Origin of the sequence: Salegentibacter sp. BLCTC, assembly GCF_015143665.1 — a bacterium.
Taxonomy (GTDB): Bacteria; Bacteroidota; Bacteroidia; order Flavobacteriales; family Flavobacteriaceae; genus Salegentibacter; species Salegentibacter maritimus.
In genome coordinates this window covers 206,608-231,046 of sequence record NZ_WYEW01000001.1, presented here as the reverse complement: position 1 = coordinate 231,046, position 24,439 = coordinate 206,608, and the positions used below count along the sequence as shown (strand labels likewise).

General features: G+C 35.4%; 23 protein-coding genes. 18 read left to right on the top strand and 5 right to left on the bottom strand.

Annotated elements, in window-relative coordinates; translation table 11 throughout:
* From GUB10_RS01030 to mscL, 5 genes are all read left to right on the top strand, one after another.
* A complete protein-coding gene (locus GUB10_RS01030; RefSeq protein ID WP_193709587.1) occupies positions 1-429 on the top strand; it encodes a response regulator in 429 nt (142 codons plus the stop codon).
* 118 nt (positions 430-547) lie between these two features.
* Positions 548-2,410, top strand: coding sequence for a DNA topoisomerase IV subunit B (locus tag GUB10_RS01025; protein WP_193709586.1), 1,863 nt, complete (start codon positions 548-550; stop codon positions 2,408-2,410).
* On the top strand, positions 2,407-2,889 hold the full coding sequence (locus tag GUB10_RS01020; protein WP_193709585.1) for a hypothetical protein: 483 nt from the start codon (positions 2,407-2,409) through the stop codon (positions 2,887-2,889). Before GUB10_RS01025 ends, GUB10_RS01020 begins: the two co-directional genes overlap by 4 nt.
* A complete protein-coding gene (locus GUB10_RS01015) occupies positions 2,889-5,537 on the top strand; it encodes a DNA gyrase/topoisomerase IV subunit A (RefSeq protein WP_193709584.1) in 2,649 nt (882 codons plus the stop codon). The genes GUB10_RS01020 and GUB10_RS01015 overlap by 1 nt, the downstream gene beginning before the upstream one ends.
* The gene (gene mscL, locus GUB10_RS01010) at positions 5,537-5,992 is read left to right on the top strand and encodes a large-conductance mechanosensitive channel protein MscL (protein ID WP_193709583.1); all 456 of its coding nucleotides are present in this window, start codon (positions 5,537-5,539) and stop codon (positions 5,990-5,992) included. Before GUB10_RS01015 ends, mscL begins: the two co-directional genes overlap by 1 nt.
* A 106-nt stretch (positions 5,993-6,098) precedes the next feature.
* Here the strand turns inward: mscL and GUB10_RS01005 are convergent, their stop codons facing one another.
* Both GUB10_RS01005 and GUB10_RS01000 read right to left on the bottom strand, forming a co-directional pair.
* Positions 6,099-6,473, bottom strand: coding sequence for a DNA topoisomerase IV (locus tag GUB10_RS01005; protein WP_193709582.1), 375 nt, complete (start codon positions 6,471-6,473; stop codon positions 6,099-6,101).
* A 48-nt stretch (positions 6,474-6,521) separates the two neighbouring features.
* Positions 6,522-6,932: a helix-turn-helix domain-containing protein gene (locus GUB10_RS01000; RefSeq protein WP_193709581.1), complete on the bottom strand. Its 411-nt coding sequence runs from the start codon at positions 6,930-6,932 to the stop codon at positions 6,522-6,524.
* 278 nt (positions 6,933-7,210) lie between these two features.
* Here GUB10_RS01000 and GUB10_RS00995 point away from each other — a divergent pair, with 278 nt between their 5' ends.
* From GUB10_RS00995 to GUB10_RS00970, 6 genes are all read left to right on the top strand, one after another.
* Entirely contained in the window at positions 7,211-8,374 is a 1,164-nt protein-coding gene (locus GUB10_RS00995) for a M14 metallopeptidase family protein (RefSeq protein ID WP_193709580.1), read from the top strand.
* A gap of 75 nt (positions 8,375-8,449) precedes the next feature.
* On the top strand, positions 8,450-8,929 hold the full coding sequence (locus GUB10_RS00990) for an Lrp/AsnC family transcriptional regulator (protein WP_037314044.1): 480 nt from the start codon (positions 8,450-8,452) through the stop codon (positions 8,927-8,929).
* Between the two features lie 96 nt (positions 8,930-9,025).
* Positions 9,026-11,599 carry a phosphoenolpyruvate carboxylase gene (locus tag GUB10_RS00985; RefSeq protein WP_193709579.1) on the top strand — a complete coding sequence of 858 codons (2,574 nt, stop codon included), beginning with the start codon at positions 9,026-9,028 and terminating at the stop codon, positions 11,597-11,599.
* Positions 11,577-12,125, top strand: a complete 549-nt coding sequence (locus GUB10_RS00980; RefSeq protein WP_227740265.1) for a DinB family protein — start codon at positions 11,577-11,579, stop codon at positions 12,123-12,125. Before GUB10_RS00985 ends, GUB10_RS00980 begins: the two co-directional genes overlap by 23 nt.
* Entirely contained in the window at positions 12,122-13,132 is a 1,011-nt protein-coding gene (locus GUB10_RS00975; RefSeq protein WP_193709578.1) for a YihY/virulence factor BrkB family protein, read from the top strand. Before GUB10_RS00980 ends, GUB10_RS00975 begins: the two co-directional genes overlap by 4 nt.
* Before the next feature lie 127 nt (positions 13,133-13,259).
* Positions 13,260-13,808, top strand: a complete 549-nt coding sequence (locus GUB10_RS00970; protein WP_193709577.1) for a type 1 glutamine amidotransferase domain-containing protein — start codon at positions 13,260-13,262, stop codon at positions 13,806-13,808.
* A gap of 79 nt (positions 13,809-13,887) precedes the next feature.
* Here the strand turns inward: GUB10_RS00970 and GUB10_RS00965 are convergent, their stop codons facing one another.
* Positions 13,888-15,177 carry a dipeptidase gene (locus GUB10_RS00965; RefSeq protein ID WP_193709576.1) on the bottom strand — a complete coding sequence of 430 codons (1,290 nt, stop codon included), beginning with the start codon at positions 15,175-15,177 and terminating at the stop codon, positions 13,888-13,890.
* Positions 15,178-15,348: 171 nt separating this feature from the next.
* Here GUB10_RS00965 and GUB10_RS00960 point away from each other — a divergent pair, with 171 nt between their 5' ends.
* The 3 genes from GUB10_RS00960 to GUB10_RS00950 are packed head-to-tail and all read left to right on the top strand — an operon-like array spanning position 15,349 to position 18,712.
* Positions 15,349-16,800, top strand: a complete 1,452-nt coding sequence (locus GUB10_RS00960; protein ID WP_193709575.1) for a RimK family protein — start codon at positions 15,349-15,351, stop codon at positions 16,798-16,800.
* Positions 16,801-16,802: 2 nt separating this feature from the next.
* The gene (locus GUB10_RS00955) at positions 16,803-18,023 is read left to right on the top strand and encodes a glutamate-cysteine ligase family protein (RefSeq protein WP_193709574.1); all 1,221 of its coding nucleotides are present in this window, start codon (positions 16,803-16,805) and stop codon (positions 18,021-18,023) included.
* The gene (locus GUB10_RS00950; RefSeq protein WP_193709573.1) at positions 18,020-18,712 is read left to right on the top strand and encodes an N-formylglutamate amidohydrolase; all 693 of its coding nucleotides are present in this window, start codon (positions 18,020-18,022) and stop codon (positions 18,710-18,712) included. Before GUB10_RS00955 ends, GUB10_RS00950 begins: the two co-directional genes overlap by 4 nt.
* Positions 18,713-18,977: 265 nt before the next feature.
* Here GUB10_RS00950 and GUB10_RS00945 read toward each other — a convergent pair whose 3' ends face one another.
* Positions 18,978-19,391: an OsmC family protein gene (locus GUB10_RS00945; RefSeq protein WP_193709572.1), complete on the bottom strand. Its 414-nt coding sequence runs from the start codon at positions 19,389-19,391 to the stop codon at positions 18,978-18,980.
* Positions 19,392-19,540: 149 nt separating this feature from the next.
* Positions 19,541-19,972: a peptidylprolyl isomerase gene (locus GUB10_RS00940; RefSeq protein ID WP_193709571.1), complete on the bottom strand. Its 432-nt coding sequence runs from the start codon at positions 19,970-19,972 to the stop codon at positions 19,541-19,543.
* 283 nt (positions 19,973-20,255) lie between these two features.
* Here GUB10_RS00940 and GUB10_RS00935 point away from each other — a divergent pair, with 283 nt between their 5' ends.
* The 4 genes from GUB10_RS00935 to GUB10_RS00920 all read left to right on the top strand — a co-directional run bounded on the left by GUB10_RS00935 (position 20,256) and on the right by GUB10_RS00920 (position 24,420).
* The gene (locus tag GUB10_RS00935) at positions 20,256-21,722 is read left to right on the top strand and encodes a Gfo/Idh/MocA family protein (RefSeq protein WP_193709570.1); all 1,467 of its coding nucleotides are present in this window, start codon (positions 20,256-20,258) and stop codon (positions 21,720-21,722) included.
* Between the two features lie 86 nt (positions 21,723-21,808).
* A complete protein-coding gene (locus GUB10_RS00930; RefSeq protein WP_193709569.1) occupies positions 21,809-22,210 on the top strand; it encodes a 3D domain-containing protein in 402 nt (133 codons plus the stop codon).
* Positions 22,207-23,277 (top strand): transporter substrate-binding domain-containing protein, encoded by a 1,071-nt coding sequence (locus GUB10_RS00925; protein ID WP_193709568.1) that lies wholly within the window; start codon positions 22,207-22,209, stop codon positions 23,275-23,277. Before GUB10_RS00930 ends, GUB10_RS00925 begins: the two co-directional genes overlap by 4 nt.
* A 270-nt stretch (positions 23,278-23,547) precedes the next feature.
* Positions 23,548-24,420: a hypothetical protein gene (locus GUB10_RS00920; protein ID WP_193709567.1), complete on the top strand. Its 873-nt coding sequence runs from the start codon at positions 23,548-23,550 to the stop codon at positions 24,418-24,420.
* The last annotated feature ends 19 nt before the right edge of the window (positions 24,421-24,439 follow it).

Below are 24,439 nucleotides of genomic sequence, written 5' to 3'. Positions count from 1 at the left end.
ATGGAACCTATCCACATTCTTTTAGTTGAAGATAATGAAGGGGATGTACTCTTAACCTCTGAAGCATTGGAGGAGGGAAAAATTCTGAATAAATTAAGTGTGGTTAGAGATGGAAAAGAGGCTAAAGACTTTTTGAACAAAGAAGGGAAATACGTGAAAGCTATTGCGCCCGATTTAATTTTGTTAGATGTAAATCTGCCAAAAATGAATGGACATGAACTTTTAAAATATATAAAGCAGCATAAAGATTTCCGTAAAATTCCGGTGATTATGCTTACCACTTCTTCATCAAAAGAAGATATAGATAACTCATATCGAAATTATGCAAATTGCTATATAACAAAACCCTTAGAAGTAGATGATTTTATAAAAGCCGTCGCAAAAATTGAAGAGTTTTGGGTTAATTTGGTAAAACGTCCTTCAAAATAGTTATCACTTAAATTATAGTTAACATTAATTTTAAATCTTTGTTAATTAAAATAGCCCGGGTTTGTTTTAACTTTTTGGGCTATGCCTTATATTAGCAGCACAACTCCATGAATTACTTATGAGCCAGGAAACAAAGTATACTGAAGATAATATACGGTCTTTAGACTGGAAAGAACATATTAGAATGCGTCCCGGAATGTACATTGGTAAGCTGGGGGACGGTTCCAGTGCAGACGATGGAATTTATATTCTCTTGAAGGAGGTGCTGGATAATAGTATAGATGAATTTGTAATGGGATCTGGAAAAACTATAGAGATCTCAGTTCAAAATCAGCGTGTTATTGTTAGGGACTATGGTCGTGGTATCCCGCTAGGGAAGGTGGTTGATGTTGTTTCAAAAATGAATACGGGAGGTAAATATGATTCCCGTGCCTTTAAAAAATCTGTAGGTTTAAATGGTGTTGGTACAAAAGCCGTAAATGCACTTTCATCTTATTTTAGGGTAGAATCTTCCAGAAATGGTCAATCTCGGGCAGCCGAGTTTGAACAAGGAGAATTAAAAGATGAAGAACATCTTGATGAGACTTCCCGCCGTAGAGGAACTAAGGTAACTTTTGTGCCCGATGAGACTATTTTTAAAAACTTTAAATTCAGAAATGAATATATAGAAAAGATGCTTAAGAATTATGTGTACCTGAACCCCGGGCTAAGCATAATTTTTAATGGTGAAAAGTTTTATTCAGAAAACGGACTTAAAGACCTCTTAAAGGACAGTATTCATGAAGATGAACGCTTATATGAAATTGTTCATTTACGAGGCGATGATATTGAAGTTGCCATTACACACAGTAAGGCTCAATATAGCGAAGAATACCATTCTTTTGTAAATGGACAAAATACCTCTCAGGGAGGGACACATTTGGCAGCTTTTAGGGAGGCTATTGTGAGAACTGTACGTGAATTCTTTGGCAAAAATTACGATGCAAGCGATATTAGAAAATCTATAGTTGCGGCGATAAGCATTAAAGTAATGGAGCCTGTTTTTGAAAGTCAGACTAAAACAAAATTAGGTTCTACAGATATGGGCGGAGATATGCCCACTGTACGTACCTATATTAACGATTTTATAAAAACACAGCTCGACAACTACCTACATAAAAATCAGGAGACTGCAGATAGGCTTCAGCGAAAAATTTTACAGGCCGAAAGAGAGCGTAAAGACCTTTCGGGAATTAGAAAATTAGCAAAAGACAGAGCGAAAAAAGCCAGCTTACACAATAAAAAATTACGTGACTGCCGCATTCATCTTGGAGATAGTAAAAAAGAACGCTATTTAGAAACTACCTTGTTTATTACCGAGGGAGATTCGGCCAGTGGTTCTATTACCAAATCCCGCGATGTAAATACTCAGGCTGTTTTCAGTTTAAAAGGGAAACCTTTAAATAGCTATGGACTAAGTAAAAAAATTGTTTATGAGAATGAAGAGTTTAATTTACTACAGGCCGCACTAAATATTGAAGAATCCCTGGAAGATCTTAGGTATAACAATATAGTGATAGCTACTGATGCCGATGTAGATGGAATGCATATTAGATTATTACTTATTACTTTTTTCCTTCAATTTTTTCCTGAGTTAATTAAAGAAAACCATTTATATATTTTGCAAACACCGCTATTTAGGGTGCGAAATAAAAAAGAAACTATTTATTGCTATAGTGAAACCGAAAGGAGAAATGCGGTAGATAAGTTAAGTGGAAAAGTAGAAATAACCCGATTTAAAGGTTTGGGTGAAATTTCTCCCGATGAATTCCAACATTTTATTGGAGAAGATATTCGTTTAGACCCGGTGATGTTAGATAAAGAAAAGTCTATAGACGAAATGCTTAATTTCTATATGGGAAAAAACACACCCGACAGGCAGGAGTTTATTATAGACAACCTTAAAGTTGAACTTGATCTTATTGAAGAGTTAGGCCTATGAGGTTCACCAATAGAAACGAAGTAAAAATAATTCCCTCTATTTACATTGTTTTGGTGGCGGTGTTCGTGACCAATATTTTTGTAAATATAGAGCTAATGGGTACCGACGAGCCGGTTAAGTTTAGTCATTATGTACCCAATATTGTAGTACTCATACTTGGTTTGTATGTGCATAAGGTAGGTCAGAGTTTTGAATTTGACAGTGATGGGGAGACACTTAACTTAAAGAATAATGGGGTTTTCTTTTCAAAATTTATGGAATATCGAGTAAAGAAAGCAGAATTTCCAAAAAGAAAATTAGGGAAATTTAGGTTTAGCGATTACTTTTTTTATTCCGCAGTTACAATATATATAAGTTCGCGTAGAAGACGCGGTTACAAGAAATATACTTTTAACACTACTTTTCTTACTAAAAAGAAGAAGCGAGGCATGGTAGCTTCAATGCAGAAAATAGTGGAAAATCAAAAAACTACAGCTTAATGGAAGACAACCAGGGAGAAGCTAAAGACGAACATTTAGAGCAACCAAAAGAAGAACTTATAAAAGTTACCGGGATGTATAAAGACTGGTTTCTTGATTATGCTTCTTATGTGATTCTGGAACGTGCAGTGCCCGCAATGGAAGACGGTTTTAAACCAGTGCAACGCCGTATCATGCACTCCATGAAAGATTTGGACGATGGGCGTTATAACAAAGTGGCCAATATTGTTGGGCATACCATGCAATACCACCCACACGGTGATGCCAGTATTGGTGATGCCATGGTGCAAATGGGCCAGAAGGATATTCTTATAGATACGCAGGGGAACTGGGGTAATATTTTAACCGGAGACCGATCTGCAGCACCTCGATATATCGAGGCTAGATTATCTAAATTTGCCCTGGAAGTGCTATTTAACCCGAAGCTAACCGAGTGGCAACTTTCTTATGATGGTAGAAAGAAAGAGCCGGTTAATTTACCGGTAAAGTTTCCTATGTTACTGGCACAGGGAGCCGAAGGAATTGCAGTTGGTTTAAGCACGCGTATACTTCCGCATAATTTTAATGAACTTATAGATGCTTCTATAAAGCATTTAAAGGGTAAAAAATTTACTTTATTCCCAGATTTTCCAACCGGTGGTATTGCCGATATCTCTAATTATAATGATGGAAAACGCGGTGGACGGGTTAGAATTAGGGCTAAAATTAGCCAGTATGATAAAAATACCTTGGCTATTACTGAAATTCCCTTTGGAACCACTACCACAAGTCTTATAGATTCTATTTTAAAGGCAAACGATAAAGGTAAAATTAAGATCAAGAAGATTGAAGATAACACTGCTGCAGAAGTAGAGATCCTTATCCATTTACCAAACAATATCTCTCCAGATAAAACTATAGATGCTCTTTACGCATTTACGTATTGTGAAAACTCGGTTGCGCCACTTGGTTGTGTAATTATAGATAACAAACCAATTTTCCTTGGCGTTTCAGAAATATTGAGAAGCTCTACAGATCATACCCTTCACCTGTTAAAAAAGGAGTTAGAGATCACGCTCGAAGAACTGGAAGAGCAATGGCACTTTTCATCTTTAGAACGAATATTTATCGAAAAACGAATCTATAGAGAAATTGAAGAAGAGGAAACCTGGGATGGAGTTATTAACGCGATAGACGAAGGATTAAAACCACATATAAAACATTTAAAACGTGCCGTAACCAGGGAAGATATTACTAAGCTTACCGAGATTAGAATTAAACGAATTTCAAAATTCGATTTAGATAAGGCACAGCAAAAAATAGAGGCACTGGAAGATGAGATTGCCAGGGTGAAACATCATCTGGATAATCTAGTAGATTATGCCGTAGCCTATTTTACTAAACTTAAAAAAGATTACGGACAGGAAAAAGACAGAAAAACCGAGCTTCGTATTTTTGATGATATTGAAGCCACTAAGGTGGTGATTAGAAACTCTAAACTTTATGTAAACCGTAAAGAAGGTTTTATTGGTACTGCGCTTAAAAAAGACGAATATGTAACCGACTGTAGTGATATAGATGATATTATTTGTTTTACTGCCGATGGTAAGATGATGGTCACTAAGGTGGATACCAAAACTTTTATAGGAAAAGATATTATTCATGTTGCCATTTTTAAGAAAAAAGATAAGCGTACCATTTATAATATGATTTACCGTGATGGTAAAGGTGGTGCGTCTTACATTAAACGTTTTGCGGTAACTTCTGTAACCAGAGATAGAGAATATGATTTAACTCAGGGAAAAAAGGACTCAAAAGTTCATTATTTTACAGCAAACCCTAACGGTGAGGCCGAAGTAGTTACGATCTTTTTAAGACAGGTGGGCAGCATAAAAAAGTTGAAATTTGATGTAGACTTTGCCGATATGCTTATTAAAGGCAGAAACGTAAAAGGAAATATTGTTACCAAATATGCAGTAAAACGTATAGAACTTAAAGAAGAAGGGGTGTCTACTCTAAAACCCAGAAAAATTTGGTTTGATGAAACGGTAAAAAGGTTAAACGTAGATGAACGGGGTGAGCTTTTGGGAGAATTTAAAGGAGAAGATAGAATTTTAATCATTACTCAGGATGGTACTGCAAAAACTATAACTCCTGAACTAACCACTCGTTTTGATGAAGAAATGGTAGTTTTAGAAAAATGGATGCCTAAAAAACCTATTTCGGCAATTTACTGGGAACCGGAAAAAGAACGCTTTTATGTGAAACGTTTTTTAATTGAAAATCCGGAGAAGGAAGAGAAGTTTATTAGTGATCATGAAAACTCTTATTTGGAATTGGTTTCTACTGATTTTTATCCCCAGGCAGAGATTGTATTTGCCAAACAACGAGGTAAAGATCAGCGTCCTAACGAAGAAATTAATATTGAAGAGTTTATTTCAATAAAAGGGATTAAGGCTCTTGGAAACCAGTTAACTACGGAAAAAGTAAAACAGATAAATCCATTAGATCCTTTACCTTATGAAGAGGAAGAAGAAACCCCGGCGGAAGAGATTGAGGTAATTTATGATGAAGCCGTTTCAGACGAAAAAATAAAAATTAACAATATTAGAAAAAAGGAAAACAAAGGGGAGTCTTCTGAAAGCCAGGGGACCTTATTTGACGAATAATGGGTATAATAAAAGAATTTAAAGAGTTTGCCATAAAAGGAAATATGGTAGATATGGCAGTAGGTATCATAATAGGTACTGCCTTTAACTCTGTTGTAAATACCCTGGTAAAAGAGGTGGTGATGCCACCGCTAAGCCTTTTAACCAATGGAATTGATTTCGCCGATAAAAAATGGGTGCTGCGACCTGGCACTCCAGAAGCAGAAGGTGTATCGGCTATAGAGGAAGTGGCAATAGGTTATGGAGCTTTAATTGAAGCTTTTCTGGACTTTCTTATTATTGGTTTTACAATATTCCTTGTAATTAAATTTATGAATAGGTTTAGGGCCAAAGCCGAAAATCCTAAAGATAAACGAGAAGTTACCCCAAAAGATATTGAGCTTTTAGCGAAGATGAACCAGTTAATGGAAGAGCAAAATCAATTGCTTAAAAAGAATTTTTCGAAAAAAGAGTAGTCCACTCCATAGTTAGGGTTCATCCCGATTGTTATCGGGAGCACGGGGATTGTTTCAAAATCCAAAAAATAATTCCACTGAATGCTTCTTTGGTAAAATGAGTTAATTATTTAACCCGTTCTACAGATCCACGTTGTTTTTTATCCTGGCCCACAATACCGTATTCAAAAGTGTAGCCATCTTTATTAGTGGTTAATATCTTCATATGAATAGGTTTTTCCTCGGCCATACTCTCAGGGTTGAGGTTCTTAAGTATATACTCGCAATCGTTTATCCATCTTACCGATGAGGTGTCAGATTTGCCCTGAAATTTATCGATTTCAATAGAATCGTTTCTAATAAAAGTGGAAGTAACTAAATCACCATTTAAATAGGTTTTAAATTCAAAAGTACCGGTTCTGTAATCGGCACAATTTCTTTCCGGTTCAAAACAGCCTGTGAAAACAAAAATAAAACTTAATAGAGGTAAGAGCTTTTTCATTATTGCAATTTCTTTGTAATGCAAAATAAGCTTATTTTACTTGAATTATCAATTTTCAAAGGCTTCAAAGCTCCCATCTTCATAAAAAATAACAATTTTTCGAATAGGTTTATTTTTGCCTTGCTGCGCTAAAGTGAATGGAGCTTCGTTTTTCTCCTGAATTTTTTGTTCGGGTAAAGTTGCGTTTGCATTTACTTGCTCTTTTGCTTCAGTTGAAGCTAAATATTCATTATTGGGAGGGAAGCTTCCTTTTCCATTTAAAAGCCAATATAATTCTACCTCCGGAAAGGATTTAATAACCTTCATTACAAAGTCTAAACTCGGTTTATTTCTGCCAGACAAAATATGCGAAATAGAGGAACGACCAACTTCTATTTTGTCGGCAAAACCGGCAGCAGATAGCTCGTAGTATTCGAGTATTTTATGCAGCCTTTTGGAGAAGTCTTCTGTGTTTACCATTGTAAATTACATGAGGTTTAGTTATGGTTTACAAATGTAATCAAACTGATTTTAGCAACCAAATTACAAATGTAACCAGTAGATTATTATTAAATCTTTGTTTTAAATAAATATGTGTAAAACACTAAAAAACAATCTACTAAATGTTAATCGTATCTGTCTTGGATTTATTCCATGACCATGGTTTGCGAGCCTGAACTAGTGTTTACACTTGTAACTCACAAAAGTAATTTTAACTGTTTACAATTGTGAAATTTGGTTTGTTTACTTTTGTAAACATGGAAAAATCAAGATTTATTATAGACCTCTTTAATGATTATAATTCATTTAAAAACAAGGAGCTTTTTGGTAGGCATATATGTTTATCTGATATAGAAATTTTACTGCATGATTTAGGGGAAGAATTTACTTTAAAGGAAATTGGGGCATCGGTTTTGGGTAAGCCTATTTATAGTATTCAATTTGGTAGCGGACCCATAAAAGTTATGGCCTGGTCACAAATGCACGGAAATGAAGCTACAACCACTAAGGCTGTTTTTGACCTCCTTAAATATATAGGTATGTATAAAGACAAAGGTTTTGTGCGGGAAATTTTACATAATTGTAGTCTATGTATTCTCCCTATGTTAAATCCTGATGGTGCTGAAGCTTATACCCGCGTTAATGCAAATAAAATAGATCTTAATAGGGACGCTCAAAATTTGAGTGAGCCGGAAAGTAAAGTACTTAAACAGGTTTTTAAAAATTTCAAACCAGATTTTTGTCTTAATCTACACGATCAGCGAACTATATTTAGTGCTGGAAATAAACCCAATCCTGCTGTTTTATCATTTTTAACGCCTTCAATGGATAAAGACAGGCAAATTTATCCATCTCGAGTTAAAAGTATGCAGCTAATTGCCAAAATAGCGGAAGATCTTTCTGAGTTACTGCCCGGTAGAATAGGGAGGTATGATGATGCTTTTAATATAAATTGTACGGGAGATACTTTTCAGAGTACTCAAACACCCACTATACTTTTTGAGGCGGGTCACTTTCCGAATGATTATGAGCGGGAAGAAACCCGGAAATATGTGTTTTTGGCATTGATTTCGGTTTTAAAATCAATAAGCGATGCTAGTTTTGAAAATATAGACTATCGTAAATACCAGGAAATACCGGAGAATGAAAAACTATTCAACGATATTATTTTAAGAGAAGCCAATACAGAAAATGGGATAGTGGACATTGCGATTCAGTACAAAGAGCAATTAACGGACGGGAAGTTGATTTTTGTGCCTGAAATTGAAAAAATTGCTTATAAAATAGAAAAATTTGCGCACAAAGAAGTTCATTGTGAAAAGAAAAAAGTTGCGATTAACAATAAATCTAAACTCACCGAAAACGTTATAGTTAATAAAATAGTCTTAAATGGGGTAGAATTGGCTCTTAAATGTGGATAATTCTCAAAAACTTTAGTAATAATTCAAGGATTTTGTATTAATTTTGAATTTCATATAAACAAAGAAGTTTAAAAAATGGCCAAGTTTAAATTAGACGAAACAGATCATCAGATTCTCGATATGTTAATTGAGAACACAAGGACCCCATTTACCGATATTGCTAAGAAGCTTTTAATATCGGCCGGAACCGTACACGTAAGGGTGAAAAAAATGGAAGAAGCAGGAATTATAAAGGGTTCTTCTCTTACCCTTGATTATAAAAAACTGGGTTATGCCTTTATAGCCTACGTTGGCGTATTCCTAAAGAATACTTCACAAACTAAGTTTGTGCTAGAACGTATTAATGAAATTCCTTTTGTTACCGTAGCCCACGTCACTACAGGCAAATTTAACGTATTCTGTAAAATTAGAGCTCGTAACACCCAACATGCTAAGGAAGTTATTTTCCAATTAGATGATATTGAAGGTGTTTACAGAACAGAAACAATGATTTCTTTAGAGGAAAGCTTAAACGATAAAAAACGTTTAATGCATTCTATTTTTCAGGATATGTAAGTAGCCCTAAACTTAATATAAAACCCTTTAGGCTACTTGTTTAAAGGGTTTTTTTTTAACATTATTAGAAATAACCTTAATCAACTAAAATTTATTATGCACAGAGAACCAAGACTAGAGCGTTTCAATGAGAGCGTACTTTCAAAATATCAGGTTTATAACAGTATATTTTTAACGCTGCCCTTTGACGATATTAGTAAAACAGGATCCCTGCTGCCTCTTTTTCAGGAATTATGTGAAGCAGGCTTTAAGGAGAACAAAAATCCTTCAGAGATTATTGAAAGTTTTTTCAGTAAATACCAGGACAATCCTTCCGAAAAAGATCAAATAAGCCTTCTGTTTAGATTTATTCAGTATATAGAAAGACAGGTAGTGCTTTTTGATGCTATTGAAGATGCTTCTTTTCCTATAGTAAATAATATGGATGGTCGCGGAACCCTTAGAAATGTAAAAGAGGAAGCCGAAGACAAAGGTAAAACACCAGAGTTACGAGAATACCTTAAACGTTTTAATGTGAGACCAACCCTAACTGCACACCCTACGCAGTTTTATCCGGGAGCTGTATTAGGTATTATTACCGATTTAGATAAAGCAATTCAAAAAAATGATCTTAGCCTTATCAAGAAATTGTTGGCACAGTTAGGAAAGACTCCTTTCTTTAAAAAAGAAAAACCAACTCCTTATGATGAAGCTGTTAGCCTTATTTGGTATTTTGAAAATGTATTCTACCAAAGTGTAAGTAAGATCTATAATTATATCCAGCAAAATATTTTTGAAGGAGAAGACCTGGGTAATCAAGTGATTAATTTGGGCTTCTGGCCGGGGGGAGACCGCGATGGAAACCCTTTTGTGACTACTGAAATAACCTTAAAAGTAGCCCAAAGATTACGAAGCACTATTTTATTAAATTATTACCGTGATTTAAGAAAGCTTAAAAGAAGAGTAACTTTTAATGAAGTTGATGTAATTATTGCCGAAATGGAGACTGCGCTTTACCAAAGTGCAATTTCTCGATCTGGCAAGATCAAAATGTCACTGGAAGATTTTAAAGCCAGATTGTATAAAATAAAGGATATTGTAGAAACCAGGCACCAGGGCTTATTTGTTGAAGAAATTAACGACCTTATCAATAAAGTAAATATTTTTGGTTATCATTTTGCCACCCTAGACATTCGCCAGGATTCGGGCAAGCACGCCGAAGTTTTGGAAGAAGTGATTAAGACCCATCCCGAAATCTTCCCTGAAAATTATGCTTCCCTTTCTAACGAAGAGCAAATTGATATACTGACTAAGGTTGAAGGAAATATTGATCCTGAAAAGTATGATGATGGAATTACCAAATCTACACTTTCATCTATTTACGCGATGCAGGAGATTCAGCAGAAAAATGGAGAAAACGGAGCCAATAGGTATATAATTAGCCATAGTGAAGTACCACAAAGTATTTTAGAACCATTTGCGTTTTTAAGGCTTTGCGGATGGGATAAACCAACAGTAGATATTATTCCGTTGTTCGAGACTGTACCCGATTTAAAAGCTTCTCCAAACGTGATGGAAACCCTTTACCAAAACCCTGTTTACAGACAGCATTTGGAAAGAAGGGGGAACAAACAAACCATTATGCTTGGCTTTAGTGATGGTACTAAAGATGGCGGATATTTAATGGCAAACTGGAGTATTTATAAAGCTAAAGAAATGCTTACAGAAGTTTCCAGAAAATATGATATTAAAGTAGTGTTCTTTGACGGTAGAGGTGGACCACCGGCACGTGGTGGTGGAAAAACTCACCAATTTTACGCTTCTTTAGGTTCTGGAATTGAAAATGAAGAAATTCAATTAACCGTACAGGGGCAAACCATTAGCTCTAACTTTGGAACCAGGGAATCCTGTAGGTATAATTTGGAACAATTGCTAAGTTCTGGTGTTTCTAATGAAATTTTTAGTGAAGATAAAAACCAGTTGACCGATGAAGACCGGGAAACCATGACAAATCTGGCTGAAATAAGTTATAAAACATATACCGATTTTAAACAGCACGAAAAGTTTATTCCTTACCTGGAGAAGATGAGTACGCTAAAATATTATGCTAAAACCAATATTGGTAGCCGTCCATCCAAAAGGAATAAATCGGCAAAGCTTAATTTAGACGATCTTAGGGCTATACCATTTGTGGGAAGCTGGAGCCAGTTAAAACAAAATGTCCCTGGGTTCTTTGGAGTGGGAACTGCTTTAGAGCAGTATGAAAAAGCAGGAGAATTTGATAAAGTGAAAGCACTTTATGAAAATTCGGTTTTCTTTAAAACTTTACTGGAAAACTCTATGATGAGTCTTACTAAATCTTTCTTTGCGCTAACGGCCTATATGGAGAAAGATAAAGAGTTTGGAGATTTTTGGAAGATTATTTATACCGAATATAAACGTACTCACGCAATGTTGTTGAAAATAACCGGTTATGAGGAACTTATGGAGAACCAACCGGCCGGAAAAGCTTCTATTGAAGCAAGAGAGCGTATTGTACTACCATTGTTAACTATACAACAACATGCACTTAGAAAAGTTCAGGAATTACAGGAACAAGGGAAAAGTGCAGAAGAAATGCTGGAAGTTTATGAAAAAATGGTAACACGTTCCCTTTACGGAAACATAAATGCCAGTAGAAATTCTGCTTAATATGATAGCAAATAATTTAAATTCCAATGAGTACGATGCGTACTATAATAGGTATTTAAAGAAAATCCCCGGTCATGTAGCGCTGGGGATTTTACTTTTGGAAAACAAGCAAGAGTTTCTTAGCTTTTTAGAAAAATTGAAGCCTGAAGACTTAACTTATAGTTATGCAAAAGGAAAATGGAGCGTGGCCGAAGTAATTCAGCATTTAATAGATGTTGAAAGAATTTTTCAATATAGATCGCTTACACTGGCAAGAGATCCCGGTGTAGAGTTACCCGGTTTTGATCATAATGCTTATGTAACAGCAAGCTCAGTAAAAAACAGGGATATACAATCTTTTAAAAATGAATTTATTGCGGTAAGAGATGCGGGGATTGGCCTTTATGAAAGCTTTTCGGAAGAAATGCTTACAAGTAAGGGTTTTGTAGGCGGAAGTGCTACTAGCTGCCGTGCCTTAGGCTTTATTGTGGCAGGCCATACCAAACATCATATTGAGCTTTTTAAGGATAATTATCAAATTATATGAAGTTTTTTAAAACCTCATGGTCGCTTTTTAAACAGGCTTATATAAGCTGGATGCGTAACGAACCCTACGCGCGCAGTGCTACTATAGCTTATTATGCTTTGTTTTCATTACCTTCTTTATTAATTATTGTAGTGACCACAGCAGGTTATTTCTTTGGGCAGGAGGCTGTTCAGGGAAGGCTAACTTCAGAAATCAGCAATTTTATAGGAAAAGAGCCGGCAGAGGCTATAGAAAATATGATTGCTAACGCTGCACTTTCCAGTGATTCTACCTGGGCCATTATTTTTGGCGTGGGAATGCTGCTCTTTGGTGCTACCGGAGTATTTTTTCAGCTTAAAATAGCCATGAATAATATTTGGAACGTAGCAGCCAAAAAAACAGATTTTCTGGGGATCTTGTTAGATCGGTTGATTTCTTTTGGAATGGTAATGGTTATCGGGCTTTTACTCTTGCTATCTCTTGTGATTTCAGCTTTAATTAGGGTTCTCAAAGACGAAATTGAAAGATACGCGCCAAACATAACCGAGTTTATGGTTGAGTTGGCTAATTTTAGCATCTCATTCCTGGTCATTACTACTTTATTCGCAGCTATCTTTAAATTACTTCCTGATATAAAATTACGATGGAAAATTACTTATTTAGGTGCGGCTGTGACTACTATCTTATTTTTATTGGCCGAAGCACTTATAAGTTTTTATTTTGGGCAAAGTGAACCGGCTTCGGTCTATGGTGGAGCTTCTTCGGTAGTTCTTATTTTATTATGGGTTTACTATACCTGCCTTATTTTATTTTTTGGAGCAGAATTTACCGTACAATATGCTATCCTGAAAAAAGAAAGGGTAGTACCCAATAAATTTGGGGAGCCGGCAATTTATCAGGAATTGGAAAAATTAAGTGATAAACGTACCCATTTAGAAGAAGAAAAAGATATTATAGCCACTCTTAAAAACAAACTTGATTGGAAGGAACAATCTAAAAAGAATGAGAATTCTAAACGCAAAACATAGTTCATTTTACAAATTTTAAGAGAATTAATAAAGTTTAACTTTAGAGCGCCCTCTTTTTATAATCACCTTAATATACTGTCTTTTAAGCTTATTTTACCTTCGTGCTAAACCAAAAAAAGATAGAATTATGGAAAAAAGAATTGCAATTTTAGCCACTAACGGATTTGAAAAAAGTGAATTATTTTCTCCAAAAGAGGCTTTGGAAAACGAAGGTTTTAAAGTAGATGTTATTAGCCTTGAAAAAGGTAAGATTAAAGGCTGGGAAGGCACAAACTGGTCTGGTGAAATAGAAGTAGACCGCACTGTAAAAGAAGCGAGTGCTAAAGAATACAATGCCTTGGTGCTTCCAGGTGGAGTGATAAACCCAGATCAATTAAGAAGAAACGAAGATGCCCTTGTTTTCGTTAGAGACTTTTTTAAGCAAAGTAAGCCAGTAGGCGCTATTTGCCACGCAGCATGGACCTTAATTAATGCAGAGGTTGTGGAAGGCCGTACAATGACTTCTTTCAATTCAATTAAGAAAGACCTGGAAAACGCAGGAGCCCTTTGGGTAGATAAAGAAGTAGTTGTAGATGAAGCTTTTGTAACCTCAAGAAATCCAGACGATCTTCCGGCATTTAATGCGAAGATGATTGAAGAGATTAAAGAAGGAAAACACGAGCTGCAACACGCATAATCTAGATTTTAGATAAAAATTAAAATCCTGCCTGGATATTTAACCGGGCAGGATTTTTTAGTTTTAGAAAAGGAAGAATTTATCCTTTTTGAAGTTCTGCCGCAACGGCATCAACTTCATTCATAACCCTAAGTAAGTTTTCTCCCCAAAGTTTGGCTATTTCTTCTTCGGTATATCCACGTTTTACCAATTCCATGGTAATATTTAAGGTTTCTGAAGCATCTTCCCAGCCGTCAATACCACCACCACCATCAAAATCTGAGCTTATTCCTACGTGCTCAATGCCTATTAAATCTACCATATAATCTATATGATCAACAAAATCTGAGACTCCTACAGGTGCTATTTCGGGTTTTAATAACTCCATTGCCTCAGCAGCAGCCAGCTTTACTTTTTCTTCTTTTGCGTAATAAGCATCTTTTTCGGTAGAACTTAAATTACTTATAGCCTCGCTGTCTAAAACTTTAAAATTTTCTTTTTTTGCTTCCTCTTCAAAAGTTTTAGCACGTGCCGCATTAAAAGCTTTATTTTTCTCAATATCCACATAATTTTTAAAGGCAACAGTTTGTACCACGCCACCGTGTTCTTTAAATAACAATAAAAGCTCGTCGTCTAAATTACGACTGTGGTTACATAATTTACGGGCAGAGGAGTGGGAGGCGATAAGCGGTGCTTTAGAAAGTTTAAACATTTGCTTAATTGCTTCCTTTGAAGGGTGAGATACATCTACCATCATTCCCAGGCGATTCATTTCTGCAATTACTTCTTCCCCTAATTTACTAAGTCCGTTATGCAGCCATTCATCGTTCGCCTCTCCGGTATTAGAATCGCTTAGCTGGCTGTGGCCCTGGTGCGAAAGCGACATATACCTGGCACCTAAATCGTAAAACTTTTCTACATTTTCAATATTATTACCTATGGGGTAGCCATTTTCAACACCAATCATAGCTACTTTCTTGCCTTCAGCAACCAAATCACGTACTTCTTGTGCGTTAGTTGCTAGGCCTATTTGTTCTGGTGCAAAATCGTTGACCAATTTATGAATAGCGTCGAACTTGCCCATAGCGTTTTCATGGGCACTTTTAAAACCTTGTTCTGAGAGCTCATCCTGGCCGGTATACACTATAAACCATGCCACGTCTAGACCACCGGCGTCCATTTTAGGAAGTGTTACCTGGCTTCCTAAATTCATGGTGTAATTTTTTTCCTCGGTAAAGTTATTAATATTGATATCGGCATGCGTATCTATGGTTATTACGTTTTCGTGAATTTCTTTTGCTTTTTTTAATAATGCTTCTTCATTATCTTGTTGAGCAACTGCAAGGTTAGCCGAAAATACTAGTGCAAGGCTAAAAAGATTTAGTTTCATAAATGATTTTTCAGTTTTGTGAGGCCTTGAAATTACTAATAAAAATTAAGGTATTAAATCCAGGTACCAGGTTTAGAAAAAAAAATAGCTTAAAGAATACTTATATGAGTAAAGAATAATGTAAAAGATATTTGTTTTTCGTGTACATTTGGTGGTATTATCATCTAATTAATGAATAAATATATTATTGTTAATAAACCTGAAGATTGGAAATTAACGCTAGATAATATAGCTATTATTTCAGCTCAGACTTACCTTACCCATCCAGATTTTGCTAAACTTAAAAACGCAAGGATTTTTAATTTATGTAAGGACTATTCCTACCAATCTAAGGGCTATTATGTATCACTTTTGGCTGAGGCCAGAGGCCATTTGGCGACTCCAACCGTAAAAAATATTGTAGACCTGCGGGCACCGAAGCTGGTAAAAATTGTTTCCGAAGAATTTGATGATTTAATTCAAATTAGCTTAAAAGGTATCAAATCGCAGGAGTTTACCCTAAGTATATATTTTGGACAAAACCTCGCACGAAAATATAAAGATTTAAGCGCGATGTTTCATAAACATTTTCAAATTCCTTTTTTAAGGGTGAGATTTAATTTTACCACCAAATGGAATATTAAAAGTATTAAAGCTATTTCTGAAGCTGAAATTCCGCCGGAACATATAGAAAGTATGCATCAATTTGCAGCTCAGTATTTTGCAAAGAAAAGGTACGATACACCTAAGAAAACCACATCGGAGTTTGACCTGGCTATCCTGGTACAAAAGGACGATATTGCACCACCAAGTAATGCTAAAGCCATTAAAAAATTTATAGAAGTAGCCGAGAAACTCAATTTTTATGTAGAAATTATTTCTCCAACAGACCTTTCAAGATTATCGGCTTTTGATGCCTTGTTTATTCGGCAAAGTACCGAAGTAAATAATGAGGCATACGCATTTGCCAGAAAAGCCCAGCAAGAAGGCATTGCGATCATAGACTATCCAAATGCTATCCTTAAATGCTGTAACAAGGTGTATATGGCTGAAGCTTTAAATAATGCGAATATACCAACGCCAAAAACTATTATAATTCATAAAGAAAATATAGATAAGGTTTTGGAAGTAACGGGGCTTCCGGTAGTATTGAAATCACCCGATTCTACCTTTTCATTTGGGGTTAAAAAAGCAAATACTGTTGTAGAGTTTCAGGAATTGGTAACAGCGATGCTAAAGAAGTCAGAGTTGATTATTGCCCAGGAATTTATTCCTTCAGAATACGATTGGCGAATAGGCATTTTAGATAATAAAGCTTTTTATGCCTGTCGTTATTATATGGCGAAAGGACATTGGCAAATTTATAATTGGGAAGCAAAGCAAAAAAATGATATGGATGGAAATGCAGATTGCCTGCCTATTGAAAAAGTTCCAAAAAAAATTATAAATGTTGCTTTAAGGTCGGCCAAATTAATGGGAAAAGGGCTTTATGGCATAGATATTAAGGAGGTAGGCGGCAAACCGCTGGTTATTGAAATTAATGATAATCCTAACATAGATTTTGGAGTAGAAGATATTTATTATGGTGAACAAATTTATATAGAGATTTTATCGGCTTTAAAAAACCGGCTTTTAAAGAAATAAATATGAGGTATCATCTTTTTGAAGTTTTTGGAATTGAGCTGGAATACATGCTTATTAATGCTTCTAATTTTAAAGTGAACCCAATTGTAGATCAACTTTTTATTCAAAAAAAAGGGGAAATCACTTCCGATATAGCAAATGGAAAAATTGAATGGAGCAACGAGTTGGTAGCCCACGTAGTGGAGTTAAAAACCAACGGTCCCACAACAGATTTAGAAAATTTAGACCTTCTTTTTGCTGAAAACATAAAGGAAGTTAACCTACTATTAAAAGAAAATAATACCCGTTTGTTACCAACGGCTGCACATCCTTTAATGAACCCAAAAGCAGAAACCCAGCTCTGGAAACACCATTATAATCAAATTTATGCGCTCTATAATCGAATTTTTGATTGTAGTGGCCACGGCTGGAGTAATGTGCAAAGTATGCATATTAACCTTCCTTTTTTTAACGATACTGAATTTGAAAAACTCCATGCGGCCGTTCGTTTGCTTTTACCTATTATTCCGGCTTTGAGTGCCAGCTCGCCCATTTTTGAAGGGCATGATACGGGTTTTAAAGATGCCCGCATGCAGGTATATAAAACCAACCAAAAAGAGATTCCTCTAATGACGGGAAAAGTTATTCCCGAGCAGGTTTTTTCTAAAGAAGCCTATTCTAAAATTATATTTGAACCAATTAATAAGGCGATTAAACCTTATGATACTGAAAATATTTTAGATCATCATTTTTTGAATTCTCGTGGTTCTATTGCCCGCTTTGATAGGAATGCGATAGAGATTAGAGTTATAGATATTCAGGAATGTCCTAAAGCCGATATGGCCATAGCCATTTTGATTATTGAATCTTTAAAGCTATTGGTAAATGGCGATTTAATCTCATTAGAAGACCAAAAGAAATGGCATGAAGACGAGCTTTTTAAAATTTTCGATTCGGTTATTAAAGATGCCGAAAATACCAAAATAGAAAATCTAGACTTTCTTGGAATATTTGGCCTGCATAGCGAAGTTGGAGTATTTGAAATATGGAAAATCCTATTTTCAAAAATAAGAAATAAACTTTCGGGTAAACATCAGGAAAATATTCAATTTTTGTTGAACAATGGGAGTCTTTCTACCCGAATTTTAATGGCTTTGGAAGGAAATTTTTCTACTGAAAATATTAAAAAGGTTTATCTTAAATTAGCCGATTGCCTGGAGGAGAATAATTTTTTTAAGCCGTGAAACTAGTATTAACCTGTGAGCATGCATACAATAACATTCCCAGAAAATATCTGGGGTTATTTCTTAAGGCAGGAATGATTTTAAACTCTCATCGTGGATATGATCCCGGTGCGTTAGAACTATTTAAAACATTGGAAGAACTGGCTTATTTTAGGCAGGTTCAGGAAACGGGGAGGCTTTTGGTAGAAGTAAATAGGTCTATAAAACATCCTCAATTATTTTCAGAATTCACTAAAAAATTACCTCGCCGGGAGAAGTTAGAAGTTTTAGATACATATTATTTTCCTTATCGAAATTCAGTAGAAACACAAATTTCACGTTTAATAGAAAAAAGGGAGAAGGTGCTACATCTTTCTGTTCACACTTTTACTCCATATTTAAATGAAGAAATAAGAAATACGGGTATTGGCTTGCTTTATGATTCATCAAGAAAGATGGAAAAGCACTTCTGTAAAAATTTCAAACAATACTTAAATGAACAAAATCCTCATTTAAAAATCAGGTTCAATTATCCTTATTTAGGAAAAGCCGATGGTTTTACCACCTTTTTACGAAAGAAGTTTCCTGAAGATTATATGGGAATTGAATTGGAAGTGAACCAAAGCTTTATAATTAATAACCAAATGAACCCAGCTATTAAAAAGCAAATATTTTTTGCTTTAAAAGAAGCATTTATTAATTATAAATAAATAAGAGATTGTCTAAAACTTTATTCCGTCAAGCTGAACATGTTTCAGCTTCTAATATGATTTGGTAATCATTAGCTTAGATTCAGGAATAAATTCAGAATGACGAAGTGTACACATTTTAGACAACCTCCTATAGTCTATTTACCTTATTTTAAGGTTTTTTCTGAAATTTATTGGCAGCACCAAAGGCTTAATATCCCAGGGCTTGCCTCGAAATTAAAAAAATGTTTTTAACGAATGCCTCGTAGGTTTACCCAGAGGTAGTTTACTGGGTCAACTCAAATTCTAAGGTAATTTCGGTATCCAGCAATTTAGAAATTGGGCAATTCTCTTTTGCGTCATTTGCAATATTTGCAAATTTTTCTCTTTCAATATCTTTTACCTTTGCTTTAAGAATAAGATGTGATTTTGTAACGTTGCCATCTTCAAAAGTAACCTCAGCTTTGGTTTCTAGCGTATCGGGTTCAAAACCTTCTTCTGTTAAATTTGCCGAAAGCTGCATGGTAAAGCACCCGGAATGTGCCGCGCCGATAAGCTCTTCAGGATTGGTGCCTTTGCCGTTTTCAAATCGGGTTTTAAAGGAATACTGTGTATTATCTAAAATACCACTTTCAGTACTAATTGTACCGTGTCCTTCTTTTAAATTTCCTTTCCAGATTGCGGTTCCATTTCTTTTCATAATAACATTTTTTGATTAACACCTAAGATAAAAATCATTCCTGCCAGTCTCAAACTATTATAAAAACATTAACCCGTATACTTAAAAGTTTAAAAACAAAAAGCCCGAAACCTGGAGGCTTCGGGCTTAAAAAAATAGGTTATAAAAACTTATTTGATCTCTACTACTTCCAGATCAAATACCAGGTCTTTACCTGCAAGTGGGTGATTTCCATCTACCACAATAGTGTCTTCTTTTACGTCTCTAACCACAAGATTCATTTCCTGACCATCAGGGCTTTTAGAAACAAGTCCCATACCTACTTCAGGCTTAATTTCTTCGGGCAGCTGACTTTTTTGAACTTCTTGTATAAGCTCTTCTCTTGGCTCTCCGTAAGCTTCTTCTTTTGGTATATTTATAGTTTTCTTTTCGTTCACTTTCATATCGATAAGGCCTTTCTCAAAACCGGGAATTAACTGTCCCTGTCCCATAGTAAACTCTATAGGCTCACCTCTTTCTACAGAGCTGTCAAAAACCTGCCCGTCAGTTAGTTTACCTGTGTAATGTACCTTTACCGTATCATTTGCTTTTACTTGACTCATAATGTTGTTTTTCAAAATTATCATGGACATGCGAATGCAGCCCTTTAAAGTTGGCAAAGGTACAGTTATTAGATCCGCTACCAAACTATAGGACTTATAATCCCAAAATCTTAAAAAAATATTAACATTTTGGTTTTGCTATTTTTGAATTCTTAGGTCTTCAGAGACAAGGTATTAATATTAAAATTGGATTTTTCATAATAAGTAAATACATTTATTAACTTAACTTTTATAAAATTTTAGATTAAGTAGAACCTGGTATAATTAAAAATTTCCATTAAATATGAAGAAAAAAGAATCCCCAAAACCCAATTCCAGAAGGAGTTTTATAAAAACTACAGCCTTAGCTACAGCTGGAATTAGTATTATCCCCAGACACGTAATGGGTGGTCCCGGCTTTACAGCTCCTAGTGATAAATTAGTAGTTGCAGGAATTGGTGTGGGTGGAAAAGGAGAGAGTGATATTTATAGTTTTTACAAATCTGGAAAGGCCGAAATTGGCTTTCTATGTGATGTAGATAAGAGTAGGGCTGCAAAATCTATAGCAAGGTTCCCCAAAGCAAATTTTTATACCGATTTTCGTGAAATGTTAGACAAAGAAGCAAAGCATATAGATGCGGTTTCAATTTCTACCCCAGACCATGGCCATGCCGTGCAGGCTATGGCTGCTATGGAACTAGGAAAACCGGTATATGTGCAAAAACCTTTAACCCATGATATTTATGAGGCCAGGCAATTAACCGAAGCAGCTCAAAAATATAAAGTGGTAACACAAATGGGAAATCAGGGGGCTTCTGGTGACGGTGTTAGAAAAGTTCAGGAATGGATAGATGCCGGTCTTATTGGAAATGTAAAGACAGTTTATGTTTGGACAGATCGCCCGGTTTGGCCCCAGGGAATTCCCTGGCCAAAAGATAAAAATACCAAAGTTGCCAAAGATTTGGATTGGGATTTGTGGTTAAACACCGCACCTTATAAGAAGTATAGAGAAGGCTTGGTGCCATTTAACTGGCGCGGTTGGTGGGATTATGGTACCGGAGCTTTAGGCGATATGGGCTGTCATTTAATTGAAGTGCCCTATAGGGTTTTGGGCCTTGGACATCCAAAAGATGTTCAGTGTAGTGTTGGAAGCGTATATGTAGATGAATTTAAAAGAGGTTATTTCCCCGAAAGTTGCCCACCATCCAGCCATGCAATCATGACTTTTCCAAAAACGGAAAAAACAACTGAAGACGTGACCATTCATTGGATGGACGGCGGAATTAAACCTAAAAGACCGGAAGAGCTTGGACCAAATGAAACTTTTGGAGACGGTGGAAATGGCGTTTTATTTATTGGGGATAAAGGTAAGCTTATGTGCGGTACTTATGGTAGAAACCCTCGCTTGTTACCTACTTCAAAAACCGATGAAGTAAACGTGGCAGAAACATACAAACGAGTACCTGGAGGAGAGGAAGGACATTACGCACAATGGGTAGAAGGAGCTATTGCCGGTTATGGAAAAATGGAATTGAGTTCTCCATTTGAAATTGCAGGGCCTTTAACCGAAACCTTGCTTATTGCTAATTTGGCTATTAGAGGCTACGATGTTAGAAACGAGAAAAAACGTGCCAACGGAGATAGTTATTTTGAATATCCTGGAAGGGATATAAAAATGCTATGGGATTCAGAAAATATGAGGGTAACGAATTTTGATGAAGCAAACCAGTTTGTACGTAGAGATTACCGCGATGGTTGGAAATTAAGTTAGAATTTTAATTATAAAAATTATAAGTTATGAAAGTTGGAGTATTTATATGCATGCTTATATTTTACTTCAGCTTTTTAGCTTGTAAAATGAATAGTGAAAATTCGAAAGAAACAACTATAGTTTGGGATACATTAGAGGTTACCGCTTCAGCATATAATTCTTTGAGCTGGCAAACAGGGGCGGGCGGTGCCAACATAACCGCATGGGGTGATACCCTAAGGCCCGGTTTAAAAGCCATTGCAGTTTCCAGGGATTTAATTAAAAAAGGCTTGGATCACAACACTAAGGTTAAAATTGAAGGTTTTGACAGTATCTTTCTTGTGAAAGATAAAATGCATTATCGCTGGAAAAATAAAATAGATATTTATATGGGGGAAGATGTAAAAAAAGCCAGGAATTTTGGTCGGAAGAAATTAAAAATCTATTATGAGGTTTTACTCGACTCAATTTCAAATAATACAAAAACAGAAAAAGATAATTTTAAATGATTAAAAAGTACTTCTTTCTATTTAGTCTCTTAATTTCAAGTTTAAGTTTTAATGCCCAGCAACCGGCAGATAGCCTAGAACTTTCTAAAAAAATACTTATTGGAATAATACCAACTCCGCCATTTGTAATGCAAGAGAATGGACAATATGCCGGTTTAAGTATAGATTCCTGGGAATTGATAAATGAAGAGATGGGGATGGATTATGAGTTTAAAGAATATAGTTCGCTGGCAGAACTCTTGAACGGCATAGAAAACAAAGAAGTAGATTTCAGTATTAACCCGGTAACGGTTACCGATAGCCGTATGAAACGAATGGACTTCTCCCAGCCTTATTTTATTTCCCATACAGGGGTGGCTAAAAGAAGTGAGTCTCAAATATTCAATTACCTGGCAAATTTATTTAGTTGGAATTTTATATCTGCAATCCTAATTCTACTTGCCGTGATCTTTGTTTTTGGCTTTTTGGTATGGATTTTTGAGAGAAAGAAGAACGCCGAAGAATTTGGAACAGGTACAAAGGGAATACTTCAGGGGTTTTGGTGGAGTGCAGTAACAATGACTACCGTTGGCTATGGCGATAAATCTCCCAGAACCACCGGCGGACGTGTAATTGCGCTAATATGGATGTTTATGGCTATAATAATAATTTCAAGTTTAACTGCAGGAATTGCTTCATCTTTAACAGTACAAACCATGAACGATGAAATAAATTCGGTACAGGACCTTTCAAAATTTAATATAACCAGCGTAGAAAGCAGTAGTGCACAAGAGTTGCTAAGTCTTTATAATATAGACCATTCTAAGGTAGCCAATGAAAAACAAGGTATTAAGCGTTTAGAAAATGAAGAAACAAAACTGTTTGTATACGATGAGCCTATTTTGAGATATGAAATTAAAAGAAGCGGCCTGGAAGATGAAATAGAAATTTTACCTAAAACGCTAAAAAAAGATTATTATGCTTATAGTTTTCCAAAAGATTCAGAGCTGGTAGATGAGATAAACCCGATACTTATTAGTGTTTTAAAAACTATGGAATGGAATAGTATTATGAGTAAATACGAGTAATTACCCTAATCCCAAATACCCGAGAATTATCCAAAGTATTATGAAGGCTACTATAATTCCAAAACACCCGCAACCACCGCCCAACTTTTTGGCGCCCCAACCGGCTAAAATAGCTCTTATAATATTTTTCATAATTATATTATTGAAATAACTAAATTAATTCAAAAGTCTTTTTGAAATTAAATATTGGTAAATATTTAGCAGTATTTTAGCTAAAACCTTAAATTTATATTTTTTAAATTTCTGGTTCTGAAATTAAAAATTAACAGGATGAACGCACAACTTAAATTGCTTTTAATAGCCCTTTTTCTGAGTATTGGCATTTATGCGCAAAGTACTGAGGCCAGTTTAATTAAAAAACAGGAAGGTTTTAGTCATCCGGAATCAGTGGTTTTTGATGTTAATACAAATGAATTTTATATTTCAAATATGGCCGATAGAAAAGATGGAGATGGTTTTATTTCCAGAGTTTCGGCTGTAGGAGAAATTATAGACCTAAAATGGATAACCGGATTGAGAGACCCGAAAGGTTTATTGGTAAAGGAAGATACACTTTATGTTACCAATAATACCGAACTTGTTGAAATTAGTATTCCTAATGAAAGCATTCTTAGAAGAATTCCCGTTGAAGGTGCCAAATCACTAAATGATATAACTGTAGATGAAACGGGAAATATCTTTATTTCTGATTCAGGTAAAAGTGCTATTTATTTAATGCCCGGTAAAGCTTTAGATTTAGTGATTCCGGAGGCGAAAGAAGGAGAAATCATTGAGTATTTAAATAGCAAAAGGCTGGAGTATGTTAACGGGCTTTTTGCACAGGATAAGTATCTTTATGCGGCCGCGTGGGGAGAGAACGAAAATGGTAATTTTTTAAAAATAGATATAGATACCCGTGAGATAACAAAGATTTCTAAAAATGGAATAGGAAATCTAGACGGTATACAACCGGTAGGGCAAGAAGCCTTTTACCTATCTGATTGGGCAAGTGGGAAAATATACCTGGCAGGAAAAAACGGCGACCTAACCGAAGTCCTAACTTCAGAAAAAAGTGCCGGAGATATCTTTTTCGATACCAATGAAAATCAGCTTATTTTACCTATGAACCATCAAAATGCTGTATGGTGGTATCAACTTAAATAAGTTTAGATAGTTTTTTAAT